This is a genomic window from Streptomyces yaizuensis, from assembly GCF_034961445.1.
Classification (GTDB): Bacteria; Actinomycetota; Actinomycetes; order Streptomycetales; family Streptomycetaceae; genus Streptomyces; species Streptomyces yaizuensis.
This window is the reverse complement of record NZ_BSBI01000011.1, coordinates 300,620-316,407: the sequence shown is the minus strand read 5'-3', so window position 1 is coordinate 316,407 and position 15,788 is coordinate 300,620. Positions and strand designations below refer to the sequence as shown.

Here is a 15,788-nt window from a genome sequence, read left to right as displayed (position 1 = left end):
AGGTGGGAAACCGTGGCCCTCGACGATGTACACCCGGTCTGGCACGCACCATCGATGCTTGAGGCCATAGCGCAGAACAATCCCGGTGCTGTCGTCAGGCTGGCACGTCTCGCGGCTGAGCTGACGCAGGCCGAGCTGGGGGCTGCGACCGGCTACACGGCGGCCTCGATCTCGCGCATGGAGCGAGGTAAACAGCCGATGCGGGACATGGTCCTGTTACGGCGCATCGCGGAGGTCCTCGGTATCCCGCCCCAACTGCTCGGGCTCGCGCCCCGACACACGGCCTCCAGGACGTACGAGTCGGCCCCCCTCCCACCCGGCCCGGCAACTAGGCCGTGCCTTGTGGATCTTGCTGGGCTCGCGTGCCCTGGCACCGCACCTCGCCGCGTTGTCGTCAGTCGCCGATGCTCCGCATGGACTCCCTCCTCCGCCTTGCGATGCACGGCACCAGACCCCGCTCACTGATCCAGCCTGATCCACAAGACACGACCTAGGCTGGCCGGAACACTGCCGTCGGGTGGAGAGGGTGAGGACCCCGTGCGACGCCGCAACCTTCTGGCCGGGCTGGCCACGACCGCCGCGACCACGGTCCTCGGCACGGCCCCGGCCTCGGCCCGGACGACCTTGTCCGGGCCGGAGGATCTGCTCCTGCACCGGCACGGGTCGGCCAGTGGTGTCGAACCCACCCCGCATTCGGTGGCCGCCGCCCTCGCCGCCTCCCGCCGGGAGTTCGGCGCCTGTCGCTACGACGCCCTCGCCCGCGCGCTGCCCGCCCGCATCGCTCTGGCCCAGGCACTGGGCCGGCAGGGGGCCGCAGAGCAGTCCGCCACCACCGTCGCCGAGCTGTACAACACCGCCACCCGGCTGTGTATCAAACTCGGCGAGGACGGCCTGGCCGCCGTCACCGCCGACAGGGCCCTGACCGCTGCTCTGTCCGGTGCGGGAGCCCTCACCATCGCCGAGGCGCACCGCATGGTCTCCAGCGCCTGGCGGCGGCAAGGTCACTACGTCCGCGCCACTGATGTCGCTGTGACCGCCGCACAGCAATTGGCGGCCGACCGCACCGCACCGCACCGGAGGGCGAACGCCTTTCCGTCCAGGGAAATCTGTACGCCACCGCCGCGTACACCGCCGCCAGGCAAGGAGACCGGCACACGGCCAAGGAACTGATCACCGAAGCGGAGACCACGGCTACCCGACTGGGGGGCGGAGGGCAGCCCAGTGGCACCACCTTCTTCGGACACAGCCAGGTCCTCCTCCACCGGATTTCGATCAGCCACCTTCTGGGCGACGCCGGACAGGCGATCGAGCACGCCCGACGGGTCGATGTCCGCCGACTGCCCACTCCCGAGCGCCAGGCCCGTTACTGGATCGACGTCGCCCGCTCCTTCGAACAGTGGGGTAAGCCCGATCGCTGCTACCGGGCTCTCCTGGCCGCCGAACAGGCGGCACCCCAGGAAGTGCGTCGCGGTTCCGTACGCACGATGGCCACCGGATTGATGCGGCACGACCATGGGCTCCCGGGCATCAGGGCCTTCGCCAACCGCGTCGGTGCGCTGACCTGATCTTCGAGAAAGTCCAAGCCATTCCCGTGCAGGTGTGATTTCTTGAGCAGCCACCAAAGTGGCCAAACGGGAACGGACCCTGGGCCGGGCCGGCTCACCCGACCCCGCGCCGGAGACCTCACCTCGTTCCTGAACCGCCGCTATCCCCACCAGGCCGCCGTCGAGGGCCTGAGGGAACGGCTGGCCGCCGTCGGCCCGGCCCTGCCCGCAGCCTCCCCCGGAGCATGAAGGACACCGCGATGACGACCAACGACCCCCGGCCCCGAGATCACTCCCTCACCATCCGCAAGCCGTACTTCGACCTCATCGCGTCCGGCGCCAAGACCACCGAGGTACGCGTCGGCTATCCCAAGATCCGCAGGATCGCCGCCGGTGACACCCTCACGATCATCTACGCGGACGAGTCCGTGACCACGCGAATCACCGCCGTCAATGAGTACGAGTCCTTCGCTGCGATGCTCGACACAGAGGACCCATCCGCGATTGGCGGACCGGACATGACTCATGACCAACTCGTTGCCGCGATCCGCGCCATCTACCCGCCAGAGAAGGAAGCCCTCGGCGTCTTCGCCCTCCACCTCGCCCTTGTGTTGAAAAGGGGCTGACGGGACCGGTCCCCGAACGGGGGCGCATTTTCAAGGTAGCCATGAAGGTAGCCACGGAAGCACCGTCTCCGGGCGTTTGTGCAGGTCATAGCGATCCGGAGACAGTCCCCGGCGTACAGCCGGCTAACAGGGCTCCGGCGGCCATCCGAAGAGCGGCGCCTGCACCGCGTGCGGTGGCGGTCCGGCGCCGACCGCCTCCAGGTCGCGGTCGGCCGCCCGCATCAGCCGCCCGGACAGGTCCCGCATCGCGCGCCCGGCCGCCAGCTCGTCGCCGATGTCCGGGATGTCGATGTCCAGCGGGCTGCAATGCGCGGTGCCCCGGCCGGTGAGGGTCGCCGTGCCGGTGTCGAGCACCGCCCGTGCCCTGGTCGTGCCGTCCTCCTCGGTGAGGTAGAGACCGACCGTCCATGCGTGTGTCCGTGCCGCCGTCATGACCGCACCTCCTCAGCCGCGCCCGGCCGCACGGGCGGGTGCCGCCGTGGCGCGTCTCCCGACTCCCTCCAGCATCCCCCCGTGGCCCGCCGCGCGCAGCGGCGCCCCGGACCGGCCGGCGGCAGAGGGCTCAGGCGCTGCTGAGCGAGAGCTTCACCGCGAAGCCCAGGAAGAGCGCGCCCGCAGCCGAGGTCGCCCCCGCCGACAGCGCCCGGCGGCGCCGGAACGCGGCGGCCAGCCGGGTGCCGGTGAATATCAGCCCGCTGAGGTAGGAGAGGCTGGCCAGCTGGAGACAGCCGCCGAGCAGCAGGAACGAGAGGGCGGGGTAGGCGTACGCGGGGTCGACGAACTGGACGAAGAACGCCAGCAGGAAGAAGATCGCCTTCGGGTTGAGCAGGCTGATGACCAGGGCCCGGCGGAACGGGTTCTCCCGCCCGGCCGCCTCCCCGGCGGAACCGGCAGGACCGGCAGGACCAGCAGGACCAGCAGGACCGGCAGGACCTCCGTGCTCGGCGGTGACGGCCTCCTCCGCCTCCACCCGCTCGTCGCGGGTGCGCCACATCGACCAGGCCGCCCGGAGCATCCCGATCGCCATCCAGGTCAGATAGCCCGCGCCCAGCAGCTTGATCGCGCCGAAGAGCAGCGCGTTGGTCTGGAGCAGCGAGGCCGCGCCCGCGGCGGCCAGCACCATGAGGACCGTGTCGCCGAGGAAGACGCCGGCGGCGGCCGCGTACCCCTGGCGGACCCCGCGCCGGGCGGCGACCGAGAGCACGTACAGCGAGTTCGGCCCCGGCAGCAGAATGATCAGGGCGAGACCCGCGAGATAGGTGGGGAGATCCGTGACGCCGAGCATGGGAGCGAGTTTCGCACAGAGGTGCGATCCATCGTAGGGACAGAAGTCCCTGGTGGGCCCCGGTCCCCGCCGCCTCGCCGGCCGGCGGTGCGCTCAGAAGCGTTCACTGGGCACGTAGACGCCCCACTCGTCCCGCAGCGTCCCGCAGACCTCACCGACGGTGGCCCGCGCCCGCAGGGCCTCCTTCATCGGCGGCAGGACGTTGGCACTCCCCCGCGCCGCCGCCCGCAGCTCGCCGAGCGCGCCCTCGACGGCCCGCCGGTCGCGCCCGGCCCGCAGCCGCGCCAGCCGCTCGTTCTGCCGGGCCTCGATGTCCGGGTCGACCCGCAGCGGCTCGTAGTGCTCCTCCTCGTCCAGGGTGTACCGGTTGACCCCGACCACGACCCGCTCGCCGGACTCGGTCTCCTGGGCGATCCGGTAGGCGCTCCGCTCGATCTCGCCCTTCTGGAAGCCCTGCTCGATGGCGCTGACCGCGCCGCCCAGCGCCTCGATCCGGTCCATCAGCTCCCGTGCCGCCGTCTCGACCCCGTCGGTCAGCGACTCCACCGCGTACGACCCGGCGAACGGGTCGACCGTCGCGGTCACGTCCGTCTCGTACGCGAGCACCTGCTGCGTCCGCAGCGCCAGCCGGGCCGCGCGCTCCGTCGGGAGCGCGATCGCCTCGTCGTAGGCGTTGGTGTGCAGCGACTGCGTACCGCCGAGGACGGCGGCGAGGCCCTGGAGGGCGACCCGGACGAGGTTCACCTCGGGCTGCTGGGCGGTGAGCTGCACCCCCGCCGTCTGGGTGTGGAACCGCAGCATCGTGGAGCGGGGGTCGCGGGCCCCGAACTCCTCCCGCATCAGCCGCGCCCAGATCCGGCGGGCCGCCCGGAATTTCGCGATCTCTTCGAGCAGGGTGGTCCTGGCCACGAAAAAGAACGACAGTCGTGGCGCGAATTCATCCACCCGCATTCCGGCGGAGAGCGCGGTACGGACGTACTCGACGCCATTGGCGAGGGTGAACGCGATCTCCTGCGCCGGGGTCGCCCCGGCCTCGGCCATGTGATAGCCGGAGATGGAGATGGTGTTCCACTGCGGGAGTTCGCTGCGGCAGTACCGGAAGATGTCGGCAACCAGCCGCAGCGACGGTTTCGGCGGAAAGATATAGGTGCCGCGCGCGATGTATTCCTTGAGGATGTCGTTCTGGACGGTCCCGGTGAGCCGGCCGGCCGCAGCGCCCTGTTCCGCCGCGACCAGCTCGTACAGGAGGAGCAGCGGCGCGGCGGGCGCGTTGATCGTCATGGAGGTGGAGACCCGGTCCAGCGGGATGCCGTCGAAGAGCGTCCGCATGTCCTCGACAGAGTCGATCGCCACACCGACCCTGCCGACCTCGCCGTGGGCGAGGGGCGCGTCGGAGTCGTACCCCATCTGGGTCGGCAGGTCGAAGGCGACAGAGAGCCCGGTGGTGCCGTGGTCGATCAGCCGCCGGTAGCGGGCGTTGGACTCGGCCGCGGTGCCGAATCCCGCGTACTGGCGCATCGTCCAGGGGCGGCCCGTGTACATGGTGGGGTAGACGCCACGGGTGTAGGGGTACGAACCGGGTGCGCCCAGTTTCGTGCCGGGGTCCCAGTCCGCCAGCGATTTCTGGTCGTATACCGGTTCGATGGGCTGCCCGGACTCGGACTGGCGTGTCATTTCGGCCTCCCCTGTTTCCGCTCCGGGATTTCTTCCCCATAATGCGCGGGAATGCGCGACCGGGCAGGGCGGGACGGCCCCCGCCGGGGTGGCACACGAGCACAGGGGGACGACGATGGCGCATCACGCGGGGATACCGGGACGGACGGCGGCGGGGGTACGGGGGTCGGCCGCCGCGCTGGCCGTCCTGACGGCGGTCACGGGCTGCACGGTCGGTACGAGCGGCGCGGCCGACCGGCCGGCGGCGCGCGCGGCGAGCGGGAACGGCGGCACCCCGGCCGCATCGCGCGTGCCCCAGCCGCAGGAGGCGCGAAGTCCGTCCGCCCCCGCCGTGACCCCGTCCCGGGAGGTGCCGTCACAGCGGACGCCGGCCCGGCGGTCCGGCCCGCCCATGGACGGAAAACCGACAGCCGGAAACCCGACGGGCGGACATCAGGAAGGCGGGAATCAGGCAGGCGGAAAACCGACCGCCACCGGTGTCCCGGCGCCCCGGAAGCCGGCCGCCCCCGTCCTTCTCGACCGGGGTTCCGAGGGTTCGCGGGTACGGGACCTTCAGGCCAGGCTGGCCCAGATCAGCTGGTTCCACTCCGCCCCCACCGGGTACTACGGACGGCTCACCGCCGACGGGGTACGGGGGTTCCAGGCGCGGCGGGGGCTGCCCGCCACCGGCCGGACGGACACCGTCACCTGGGCGCGGCTCCTGGGGATGACCACGAGGCCGACCGCCGCCGAACTCTCCGGCCACACGGAGCGGGAGAAGCCCCGGCCCCGGCTCGACCCGCGCTGTCTGAACGGACGGGTGCTCTGCGTCAGCAAGACCACCCGCACCCTGACCTGGGTGGTCGACGGATCCCCCCGGGCCACCATGGATGTGCGGTTCGGCTCCGAGTACACACCCACCCGCGAGGGCGTGTTCGAGGTCTTCTGGAAGTCGCGGCACCATGTGTCGACGCTGTACGACACCCCGATGCCGTACGCGATGTTCTTCAGCGGCGGTCAGGCGGTGCACTACTCGGCCGATTTCGCCGCCCAGGGCTACAACGGCACCTCGCACGGCTGTGTCAACGTCCGGGACAGGGGGGCCGTCGCCGCGCTGTTCGCCGCGGTCCGCACCGGTGACAAGGTCGTCGTCCACTGGTGACCCGGCCGGCCTGCCGACCGGGAAAAAGAAGTGGCGCGGGCGGGACCGGGGGAACGAGTCCCACCCGCGCCGATGCGCCCAGCCGCAGGTACGGGGGGAACCCCGGCTTCTGGCGCCGCCGATGACCAGTCGGCTCACTCCTTACTGCGCCATCGGCCCGAGAAACGTCACACCCCTCGGTGGTGACGGATGAAAGTGCAGGTCAGCAGGGTGGTGAGATCAGCAGGGGGTGCCCAGCGGGGGCGCGGAGATCCTGGCGTCCACGCGGTCGGCGGGGTTCGCGCCGGGGCCGTCGCCGATGGGCCGCGGGTCCCGTGACTGCCCGCCGTCACCGCCGTTACCGCCGTCCGCGACGGGCCCGCCGGGGGCCTGCTCCACCTGAGGTCCGCCCGCCGCGCAGGGCTTGCCCGAGCCGGAACCAGAACCGGAGCCGGAGCCGGAACCAGGCCCGGAACCAGAACCAGGCCCGGAACCGGTACCGGAGCCGCCGCCGGGACGGCCGGGGCGCTCGGTCTGCTTCCCCGACCCACCGGAACCGCCGGAACCGCCGGAACCGCTGGACCCACCGGAGCCGCCGCTGCCTGCCGACGTGCCCGGACCGCCCCAGCCGCCACCCGGCCGGCTTCCCTTCTTGTTCGAGCCGCCCTGGGAACCGCCCGGTCCGGCGGAGCCGCTGGGCTGCTCGCCCCGGCCCGGATCAGGAAGCCCCGCGTTGCCCTTCCCGCTCCCCTGCCCCTTCCCGCTCCCCTTCCCGCTCCCTTGCCCCTTCCCGTTCCCCTTCTCGTTCCCGTACCCGTCGCCGTACGCCACGTCCGGCCGGCCGGTCCCCGTACCGCCCTTGCCGCCCTTGCCGGTCTTCCCCGGTCTCGCGGGCCCGTTCGCCTGGCCCCGCTGGCGGTCCTGGGTGAGCAGCGAGTTGCAGAAGCCGTCCACCTGGTCGGCCCCGTACGCCTTCCGCGCCAGCCAATCGGCCCGGTCCCCGTCGAGGGTGCCGCTCCGGTGGTCCAGGCACGCCTTCCGCAACCGCTGATGCCGTTCGCCCCGGTGCGAGCCCGGCTTCCCGGACCATTCGCCGTCCCCGGCGCGGGGCTCCCCCGTACGGTCGTCGGGGGATTCCGGAGGCCGCGGACCCGCCGTCCCCCCGGTGATCCCCGGCGCGGTCGCCACTCCACCCGTATCCCCGTCGGGGGGCGTCCCCCGCTCCGAGGGGGAGCCGGGCGACGGGCTGAACGAGCCCGGTGTCCCGACCCCGCGGACGGTGGCCCCCACCGGGGTCTCCTCGAACGGCGACGGCAGCACCCCGGCCCCCGTCGCCAGCGCGACCCCGCTGAAGGCGAACCCGGCGACCAGCGCGATGAGTCCGGAGCGCGCGGGCCGGGCGATCCGCCGCCGGAACGCGGGCCGGGGCGCCCGGCCCAGCAGCACGGTGCCCAGGCTGAAACCGGATTCCTGGGTGCCGGTGCCGGCGGTGTCCGGCACCCCCCGGGCGGGGGCGAGGCCCCGCTCCTCCCGCGCGGCACGGAAGGCGGCCAGCGCGGCTGCCTCTCCCGGCAGCTCCCCGCCGTCGCCCGTGGGCAGGGCGTCCCGGGCACGGCGGACCCCGGACAGCGCTTCGTCCAGCGACTCGGCCCGGGAGCGGCTGGGGCCACCGGGGAGCTTCGCCGCCTCGCCGCGCAACAGCCGTTCGGCCGTGTCCTTGTCCAGCCAGTCATGCCCGTCGTCGGCCATCACATGTCCCTCTGCGTCCGCAGCCGCGTGCGCGTCACACCGGCGGGAGCGGTGACACCGGGCCGGGACGGGCGCTGCGGAGGCATGCCGTTCAGATCCATACTGCCGTCGTGGGGGCCACCGGGGCCCGGCACGGAGCGCCGGCCGTCCCCTCCGCCGCCGTCCGCACCGTACGCTCTCGTGGCCTGATCCGCGTATTCGGGCCGGTCCTGACCGTTCGCCGGTACGGGACCGCCCTCCGGTACGGGGTCCTCCGCGCCCAGCATCTCGGCCAGCCGCTTGAGCCCCCGGTGGGCCGCCGTGCGCACCGCCCCGGGGCGTTTGCCGAGGGTGCGGGCGGCGCTCTTGGCGTCGAGGCCGACCACGACCCGGAGCACCACCGCCTCGGCCTGGTCCTGCGGCAGCCGCGCGATGAGCGCCATGGTGCTGTCGGTGGCCAGGGCCTCCATGGCCTCGTCGGCGGTGTCCGACTCGGCGGGCCGTCCGGTCAGTTCCGTCTCGTCGCCGCCGACGGCCGGGCGGCGGCCGCGCATCCGTATGTGGTCCAGGGCCCTGTTGCGGGCTATGCGCGCCGCCCAGCCCCGGAAGCGGTCCGCGTCCCCGGTGAAGCGGTCCAGATCGCGGGCGATCTGGAGCCACGCCTCGGAGGTCACGTCCTCGGCGTCCGGGTCGCCCACCAGCGTCCGTACATAGCCGAGCAGACGCGGATGCACCGCGCGGTACACAGCTCGGAAGGCGCTCTCGTCCCCCTGCTGCGCCGCGAGCACCGCGGCCGTCAGCTCCGCGTCGTCCCCCAGCACTACCTCAACCTGTTCCGAATCGCAGCTGGTCACCACTGCCCCGCGTCACGGGGACGCGCATCCGCACGCTACGGCGTTCCGCCAGCCGCGTCCATGACTTGGTACAACTTGCAACAATATGCGCTCCCGTTTCCGGGGGTGTGACAGAAATCGCTTGCCCGGCGCAGAGGGGAGTACGGGGACGCACAGCGCACCCGTCGGACGACGACCGGGGTCTCTCCTGTGGGGGGTGGCGGCCCCGGTCGTCCTCCCTCACGCCTTCCCCGCGTTCCGCTCCCCCCGCACCTGCCCACGTGGGCGTTGCGTACACCCGTCCGCGCGTACGGACCCGTGCCCGGCACCGGGTTCCCGGTGAAGGACGGGGGCATCACGGGCGTGATGAGAACACGCGTACGACCGAGACGGCCGCCGCGACAGGTACGACCACTGCGACGGGTACGACGAGTACGACCGCTGTGACGGGTGCAACGAGTACGAACGCTGCGACAGCTTTCGCGGCCTTCATGGCTTTCGCGAACGATGCGGCCCGCGCGACCGTCCCGGGTCCGCACGGCGCGGGCCGTCCGGTCAGCCCCGTACCCGGGACTGCCGGGAGACCACCGCGCGCAGCACCCGCTGCCCCTCGGTGGACACCCCCAGGACCTGGCGGAGACCGGCTCCGCCCTCCCCCGCCGCCAGGATCTCCAGCACCCGCAGCTGTCGTCGCAGTTCGCCGGCGACCAGCGGACCCGCGCCGGCCGGCGCCCCCTCGCGGCAGCCCTTGAGCACCTCCACGACGTCGGCGGCGGCGGGCTCCCCGCGCCCCGGGCCGCCCGCGTCGAGGCGGTGGTGGAGTTCGAGGGCGGCCACCGAGCAGTCGTCGGCCCACTCGCGCAGCGGGCCGGCGTCCCAGGCGGACGGTGCCGCGTCCAGCATCTGGCGGACGAGGGCGGCGGCCGGGTCGCCCGTGTCGCCGCCCAGGGCGGCGGTCGCCGCCAGCGCCTCGGCCGCCGCCGCCAGGGAGGCGGGCCAGGCGTCCCCTCCCCTGGCCAGTCCGGCCCAGAGCGGGCGCAGTGCGTCCGCCTCCGCCGCGAGCAGCGGCAGACACCGCTCCAGGCAGGCGAGTCCGCTGGCGGCGAGCCCCCTCTCGTCGGCTTCCGCGATCAGTTCCCTCAGGCACTTCGACGCCACTGACGCCTCCCCTCACGGCGCGGTTTTCGGGCCGCTTGGCGCAAAGTACCCCGTCTGCACCCCCGCCGCCATGGGTTGTCCGGAGCTGAGCGGTTGTGCCCGGCAGCGGTCGCCGGTACGGCGATATCCCCCGGGTAGGCATGAGCCAAGCGCATATGCACCAACCATCTGTTAGATTCATCGCACCCGGAACTCGGCCCGGGGGCCACGGCGTTGACGCCGCAGCGCCCCGACGGGCGGCCGGGCAGCAGCGGTGTGAGCCCGCACACCCCCGAGCGGACTCACACCGCTCCCCCGTGCCTCAGCCGAGCCGGTCCGCGAGCGTGCGGAAGTCCTGCCAGGTACGCACCGGCGGGCGCGGGTCCCAGAGCTTCTGCGCGGTCGCCCGCAGCGGCAGTGCGATCCCCCGGGCCACCTGCTCGGGCGTCTGCGAGCGCGCGAGGTCGCACCAGACGGCGAACCGCCCGCCCGGGATCTGCCCCGAATAGCGGGCCGGCACCGGCCGGGTGCCGCGCAGCACCAGCGGGGTCCACTGCTGGTAGATGCGCTGCCCGGTCGGATAGTGGAACTCGTTGGGCTCGCCGAGGACGTAGTAGAGGTACTCGTCGTTGAGGTTGACCACCGGCCGGCCCTCGGCCAGGTACTCCTCCGGCGGCCGGGCCCCGATCTCCTTCCCGGTCCAGTACTCCACCTCGATGTCCTCGTCGACGTGCGTCCGCCCGCCCCGGAAGTAGCCGTCGTTCCACGCCTTGAGGGTGCGGCCGCCGGGCCGCAGCACGGTGGCGCGGTCGTTGATCCACTCGGTGGCCAGGTCCTGGATGCGCCCGGCGGGCCCGTACTCCTCGCGCGCGATGGCGGCGAGCGCGGGGAAGGACGCCTCGGGGTCGCGGCGGGTCAGCGCCTGGTACTCGTCACCGCCGAGGTGCCAGTACGCGCCGTCGAACAGCTCCGCGTACTCCTCCAGCAACTCGTCCACGAGCCGGCCGGCGGCGGGTTTGCCGATGTCGACCGCGCCGGGCACCGGCCGGCCGGCCACGTCCCGGAGCTGGAGCCCGGGGTGCTTGGCGAGCACCGCGCCCAGATGGCCCGGGGAGTCGATCTCGGGGATCACGGTGATGTGGAGCGACGCGGCGAGGGCGAGGATCCGCCGGACCTCCGCCTTGGTCAGATGCTGCGGGGAGACGATCTCGGGGTGGGTGTCGGAGGCGATCCGGAAGCCCTGGTCGTCGGAGAAGTGCAGGCCGAACTGGTTGAGCTTGAGATCGGCCATGGTCCGCAGCCGGTCCTCGATCCAGGCGGCGGTGAAGAACTTCCGGGCGGTGTCCACCATCAGCCCGCGCTGCGGCCGGTCGGGGCCGTCCCGGAGCACGCCCTCGGGCATGGCCCCGCCGGAGCGGACGGCCTGTTTGAGGGTGCGGGTGCCGTAGAAGACACCCGCTTCGGCGGGGCCCTCGATCCGGACCCGGCCGTCGGCGGTGGTGAGGGTGTACGACTCGGAACCGACGGGTCCGGGCGGTGCGGCGGGCCGGGGCTCCGTGGGGGCGTCGGGGGTGAGCGCCAGCTCGACATCGCCGGGGCGGGCGGGTTCCGTGCCCCGGTAGGCGATCCGCAGCTCCCGGGCGAGCAGCCGGGCCTCGTCCGCCAGGTCCTCGTCCCCGGGGGCGACGGCGACGCCGGAGCCGGGTCCGGGCCGCCAGCCGGGGCCCCGGGCCGGCTCGTGGTCGCGTACGGCCGGAATCGTCGCGGGGGCCTTCGAGAGCGGATACACCCGGGAGGGTGACGGACTGGAGGGGCCGGTGGTTGCCGAACGGTCCGCCGCTCCGACAGACGTACGATCAAATGGGCCTGTTCCATGGGTTTCACTCGAATTGCCGGATTCATCACCCGAGCAGCCCCCCAGCAGCAGCGAGACCACCGCCGCCACGGCGGCCGCGCCGGACGGCACGGCCCTGCCGCGCCCCGCCCGACGCCAGGAATGCCGTATCACTCGCGTACCTCCTGACCCGTGGACCCGGGGAGCCGCCGCAGCGGTCCGGGACGGCCGAGGGCGCCGTTCTTCGGGCGTTTCGCCCGGACGCGCCATGGTCTGGGGTGATTCAACACCCCGGGCGGAGGTGCCGCCATCGCCCACCGACCCGGACGATCACGGAGCTGACAACCCGCCCGGCGCTCCGGTACGGGCAAGGGGCACGGGCAGGGAGCACGGGCACGGAGCGCGGCGATTCCGATAGCCCGTCCGAGCCAGTTTGATTGCCTGTTTGATCACACCTGAGGACCCGGCGCGAACGAACCGACAAGTCGTCGCTACGATGGCCGGGGCCGGTGGACCGTACCCGGCCGGGCCAGACCGACACCCCAAGCCGGCAGGCCCCAGTCCCCGCTCCCGGAGGGTTCTTCCGTGCCGGCTGGAACGCTGTACCGCGGCCGGGAAGGAATGTGGTCCTGGGTGGCTCATCGAGTCACCGGCGTCCTCATCTTCTTCTTCCTGTTCGTGCATGTGCTGGACACCGCCCTTGTCCGTGTCTCCCCCGAGGACTACGACAAGGTCGTAGCCGTCTACAAGACGCCGATCGTCGCGCTGCTGGAATACGGCCTCGTCGCCGCAGTCCTCTTCCACGCGCTCAACGGCCTGCGTGTCATCGCCGTGGACTTCTGGTCCAAGGGCCCGCGCTACCAGAAGCAGATGCTCTGGACCGTCATGGGCATCTGGATCGTGCTGATGGTGGGCGCCCTGTACCCCGTCCTCGGTCACGCCGTACGCGAAGTATTCGGGAGCTGAGTCCGGACATGTCTGCTGACACCTCTTCCGCCATCGGGGCCGTCGAGACCGCCCCCGTCTACGACGTGGACAATCCCGCCCCGTTCATCGAGGCCCCGCGCAAGCGCACGGGGAAGACCCCGCGCAGCACCCGCGGCAACTTCGAGATGGCCGCGTGGCTCTTCATGCGCCTCTCCGGCGTGGTGCTCGTCGTCCTCGTCATCGGCCACCTGGTCATCCAGCTGGTGCTGGACGGCGGCGTCTCCAAGATCGGCTTCGCGTTCGTCGCCGGCCGCTGGGCCTCCCCGTTCTGGCAGGTCTGGGATCTGCTGATGCTCTGGCTCGCCATGCTGCACGGCGCCAACGGCCTGCGTACGGTCATCAACGACTACGCCGAACGGCCGAACACCCGCCTGTGGCTGAAGGGCCTGCTGTACACCGCCACGGTGTTCACCATCCTGCTGGGCACGCTGGTGATCTTCACCTTCGACCCGAACATCCGCTAGAGCCGGGGCTGACGAACCAATGCAGATCCACAAGTACGACACCGTCATCGTCGGCGCCGGTGGCGCGGGCATGCGCGCCGCCATCGAGGCCACCAAGCGCAGCCGTACCGCCGTGCTGACCAAGCTGTACCCCACCCGCTCCCACACGGGCGCCGCGCAGGGCGGCATGGCCGCCGCGCTCGCCAACGTGGAGGAGGACAACTGGGAGTGGCACACCTTCGACACGGTCAAGGGCGGTGACTACCTGGTCGACCAGGACGCCGCCGAGATCCTGGCGAAGGAGGCCATCGACGCCGTCCTCGACCTGGAGAAGATGGGCCTGCCGTTCAACCGGACCCCGGACGGCACCATCGACCAGCGCCGCTTCGGCGGGCACTCCCGCAACCACGGCGAGGCCCCGGTCCGCCGCTCCTGCTACGCCGCCGACCGCACCGGTCATATGATCCTCCAGACGCTGTACCAGAACTGCGTCAAGGAGGGCGTGGAGTTCTTCAACGAGTTCTACGTCCTGGACCAGCTGATCACCGAGGTGGACGGCGTCCGCCGGTCGGCCGGTGTGGTCGCGTACGAGCTGGCCACCGGCGAGATCCACGTCTTCCAGGCGAAGGCCGTGATCTACGCGTCCGGCGGCACCGGCAAGTTCTTCAAGGTGACCTCGAACGCGCACACCCTCACCGGCGACGGCCAGGCGGCCTGCTACCGGCGCGGGCTGCCGCTGGAGGACATGGAGTTCTTCCAGTTCCACCCGACGGGCATCTGGCGCATGGGCATCCTGCTGACGGAGGGCGCCCGCGGTGAGGGCGGCATCCTCCGCAACAAGGACGGCGAGCGCTTCATGGAGAAGTACGCGCCCGTCATGAAGGACCTCGCCTCGCGCGACGTCGTCTCCCGCTCCATCTACACGGAGATCCGCGAGGGCCGCGGCTGCGGCCCCGAGGGCGACCACGTCTTCCTGGACCTGACCCACCTGCCGCCGGAGCAGCTGGACGCCAAGCTCCCGGACATCACCGAGTTCGCGCGGACCTACCTCGGCATCGAGCCCTACACGGACCCGATCCCGATCCAGCCGACCGCGCACTACGCCATGGGCGGCATCCCGACCAACGTCGAGGGCGAGGTGCTGGCCGACAACACCACCGTCGTCCCGGGCCTGTACGCCGCCGGCGAGGTCGCGTGCGTCTCCGTGCACGGCGCCAACCGCCTCGGCACCAACTCGCTCCTGGACATCAACGTCTTCGGGCGCCGCGCCGGCATCGCCGCCGCCGAGTACTCCGCGACGGCCGACTACGTCGACCTGCCGGAGAACCCCGCCTCCCTCGTGGTGGAGATGGTGGAGAACCTGCGCAACGCCACCGGTGGCGAGAGGGTCGCGGACATCCGCCGCGAACTCCAGGAGACCATGGACGCCAACGTCATGGTCTTCCGCACCGAGCAGACCATCAAGTCGGCGGTCGAGAAGATCGCGGAGCTGCGCGAGCGCTACCGGAACGTGGCCATCCAGGACAAGGGCAAGCGGTTCAACACGGACCTGCTGGAGGCCATCGAGCTGGGCAACCTGCTGGAGCTGGCCGAGGTCATGGCCGTCTCCGCGCTCGCCCGCAAGGAGTCCCGCGGCGGTCACTACCGCGAGGACTACCCCAACCGCGACGACGTCAACTTCATGCGCCACACCATGGCGTACCGCGAGGTCGGCGACGACGGCACCGAGACCGTCCGTCTCGACTACAAGCCGGTCGTCCAGACCCGCTACCAGCCGATGGAGCGTAAGTACTGATGGCTACCCCTGTCATGGACAAGGCCGAGACCCCTGGTGCGGGGGAGGCCCCCTCGCCCTACATCACGGTCACCTTCCGGATCCGGCGCTTCAACCCGGAGCTCTCCGAGCACGCGGTCTGGGAGGACTTCGAGCTGGAGATCGACCCCAAGGAGCGGGTCCTCGACGGCCTCCACAAGATCAAGTGGGACCAGGACGGCACCCTCACCTTCCGCCGCTCCTGCGCCCACGGCATCTGCGGCTCCGACGCGATGCGGATCAACGGCAAGAACAGGCTCGCCTGCAAGACGCTGATCAAGGACCTCAACCCGGAGAAGCCCATCACGATCGAGGCCATCAAGGGCCTGACGGTCCTCAAGGACCTGATCGTGGACATGGAGCCGTTCTTCCAGGCGTACCGCGACGTGATGCCCTTCCTGGTCACCAAGGGCAATGAGCCCACGCGCGAGCGCCGCCAGTCCGCGGAGGACCGCGAGCGCTTCGACGACACCACGAAGTGCATCCTGTGCGCGGCGTGCACGACGTCCTGCCCGGTCTTCTGGAACGACGGCCAGTACTTCGGCCCGGCGGCCATCGTCAACGCCCACCGCTTCATCTTCGACTCGCGCGACGAGGCCGGCGAGCAGCGGCTGGAGATCCTGAACGACAAGGACGGCGTCTGGCGCTGCCGTACGACGTTCAACTGCACGGACGCCTGCCCGCGCGGTATCGAGGTCACGAAGGCCATCCAGGAAGTGAAGCGCGCGCTGATCACCCGCCGCTTCTGATCCCGGCATCCGGGC

The 15,788-nt window shown here is 71.7% G+C and carries 16 protein-coding genes; 9 read left to right on the top strand and 7 right to left on the bottom strand.

The genetic code is table 11. The features are described from left to right. Window positions 1–54: 54 nt before the first annotated feature. The 4 genes from SYYSPA8_RS25785 to SYYSPA8_RS25770 all read left to right on the top strand — a co-directional run bounded on the left by SYYSPA8_RS25785 (window position 55) and on the right by SYYSPA8_RS25770 (window position 2,170). A complete protein-coding gene (locus SYYSPA8_RS25785) occupies window positions 55–465 on the top strand; it encodes a helix-turn-helix domain-containing protein (RefSeq protein ID WP_323449724.1) in 411 nt (136 codons plus the stop codon). Between the two features lie 72 nt (window positions 466–537). Then, the gene (locus tag SYYSPA8_RS25780; RefSeq protein WP_323449687.1) at window positions 538–1,170 is read left to right on the top strand and encodes a hypothetical protein; all 633 of its coding nucleotides are present in this window, start codon (window positions 538–540) and stop codon (window positions 1,168–1,170) included. A gap of 437 nt (window positions 1,171–1,607) precedes the next feature. Beyond that, window positions 1,608–1,793, top strand: coding sequence for a hypothetical protein (locus tag SYYSPA8_RS25775; RefSeq protein WP_323449686.1), 186 nt, complete (start codon window positions 1,608–1,610; stop codon window positions 1,791–1,793). An 11-nt stretch (window positions 1,794–1,804) separates the two neighbouring features. Further along, window positions 1,805–2,170: an ASCH domain-containing protein gene (locus SYYSPA8_RS25770; protein ID WP_323449685.1), complete on the top strand. Its 366-nt coding sequence runs from the start codon at window positions 1,805–1,807 to the stop codon at window positions 2,168–2,170. A gap of 123 nt (window positions 2,171–2,293) precedes the next feature. Here SYYSPA8_RS25770 and SYYSPA8_RS25765 read toward each other — a convergent pair whose 3' ends face one another. The 3 genes from SYYSPA8_RS25765 to SYYSPA8_RS25755 form a co-directional block, all read right to left on the bottom strand. After that, on the bottom strand, window positions 2,294–2,602 hold the full coding sequence (locus tag SYYSPA8_RS25765) for a DUF1876 domain-containing protein (protein WP_323449684.1): 309 nt from the start codon (window positions 2,600–2,602) through the stop codon (window positions 2,294–2,296). Window positions 2,603–2,732: 130 nt separating this feature from the next. Next, on the bottom strand, window positions 2,733–3,455 hold the full coding sequence (gene leuE / locus SYYSPA8_RS25760; protein ID WP_323449683.1) for a leucine efflux protein LeuE: 723 nt from the start codon (window positions 3,453–3,455) through the stop codon (window positions 2,733–2,735). A 93-nt stretch (window positions 3,456–3,548) separates the two neighbouring features. Beyond that, on the bottom strand, window positions 3,549–5,129 hold the full coding sequence (locus SYYSPA8_RS25755; protein ID WP_323449682.1) for an acyl-CoA mutase large subunit family protein: 1,581 nt from the start codon (window positions 5,127–5,129) through the stop codon (window positions 3,549–3,551). A gap of 115 nt (window positions 5,130–5,244) precedes the next feature. Here SYYSPA8_RS25755 and SYYSPA8_RS25750 point away from each other — a divergent pair, with 115 nt between their 5' ends. Next, a complete protein-coding gene (locus SYYSPA8_RS25750) occupies window positions 5,245–6,270 on the top strand; it encodes a L,D-transpeptidase family protein (protein ID WP_323449681.1) in 1,026 nt (341 codons plus the stop codon). A 219-nt stretch (window positions 6,271–6,489) separates the two neighbouring features. On the opposite strand, the gene SYYSPA8_RS25745 is transcribed toward SYYSPA8_RS25750, so the two are convergent. From SYYSPA8_RS25745 to SYYSPA8_RS25730, 4 genes are all read right to left on the bottom strand, one after another. Continuing rightward, the gene (locus tag SYYSPA8_RS25745; RefSeq protein ID WP_323449680.1) at window positions 6,490–7,998 is read right to left on the bottom strand and encodes a hypothetical protein; all 1,509 of its coding nucleotides are present in this window, start codon (window positions 7,996–7,998) and stop codon (window positions 6,490–6,492) included. Then, window positions 7,998–8,798, bottom strand: a complete 801-nt coding sequence (locus SYYSPA8_RS25740; RefSeq protein ID WP_323449723.1) for an RNA polymerase sigma factor — start codon at window positions 8,796–8,798, stop codon at window positions 7,998–8,000. The genes SYYSPA8_RS25745 and SYYSPA8_RS25740 overlap by 1 nt, the downstream gene beginning before the upstream one ends. A 567-nt stretch (window positions 8,799–9,365) precedes the next feature. After that, window positions 9,366–9,968 carry a hypothetical protein gene (locus SYYSPA8_RS25735; RefSeq protein WP_323449679.1) on the bottom strand — a complete coding sequence of 201 codons (603 nt, stop codon included), beginning with the start codon at window positions 9,966–9,968 and terminating at the stop codon, window positions 9,366–9,368. A gap of 301 nt (window positions 9,969–10,269) precedes the next feature. Next, a complete protein-coding gene (locus tag SYYSPA8_RS25730; RefSeq protein WP_323449678.1) occupies window positions 10,270–11,736 on the bottom strand; it encodes a beta-N-acetylhexosaminidase in 1,467 nt (488 codons plus the stop codon). Between the two features lie 630 nt (window positions 11,737–12,366). On the opposite strand from SYYSPA8_RS25730, the gene sdhC reads away from it, so the two are divergent. From sdhC to SYYSPA8_RS25710, 4 genes are read left to right on the top strand one after another with little or no spacing between them, the layout of a single operon-like run. Next, window positions 12,367–12,747: a succinate dehydrogenase, cytochrome b556 subunit gene (gene sdhC, locus SYYSPA8_RS25725; protein ID WP_323449677.1), complete on the top strand. Its 381-nt coding sequence runs from the start codon at window positions 12,367–12,369 to the stop codon at window positions 12,745–12,747. A gap of 8 nt (window positions 12,748–12,755) precedes the next feature. Then, entirely contained in the window at window positions 12,756–13,232 is a 477-nt protein-coding gene (locus SYYSPA8_RS25720; protein ID WP_323449676.1) for a succinate dehydrogenase hydrophobic membrane anchor subunit, read from the top strand. Window positions 13,233–13,251: 19 nt separating this feature from the next. After that, window positions 13,252–15,006, top strand: coding sequence for a succinate dehydrogenase flavoprotein subunit (sdhA, locus tag SYYSPA8_RS25715; RefSeq protein WP_323449675.1), 1,755 nt, complete (start codon window positions 13,252–13,254; stop codon window positions 15,004–15,006). Further along, a complete protein-coding gene (locus tag SYYSPA8_RS25710; protein WP_323449674.1) occupies window positions 15,006–15,773 on the top strand; it encodes a succinate dehydrogenase iron-sulfur subunit in 768 nt (255 codons plus the stop codon). Before sdhA ends, SYYSPA8_RS25710 begins: the two co-directional genes overlap by 1 nt. Window positions 15,774–15,788: the final 15 nt, after the last annotated feature.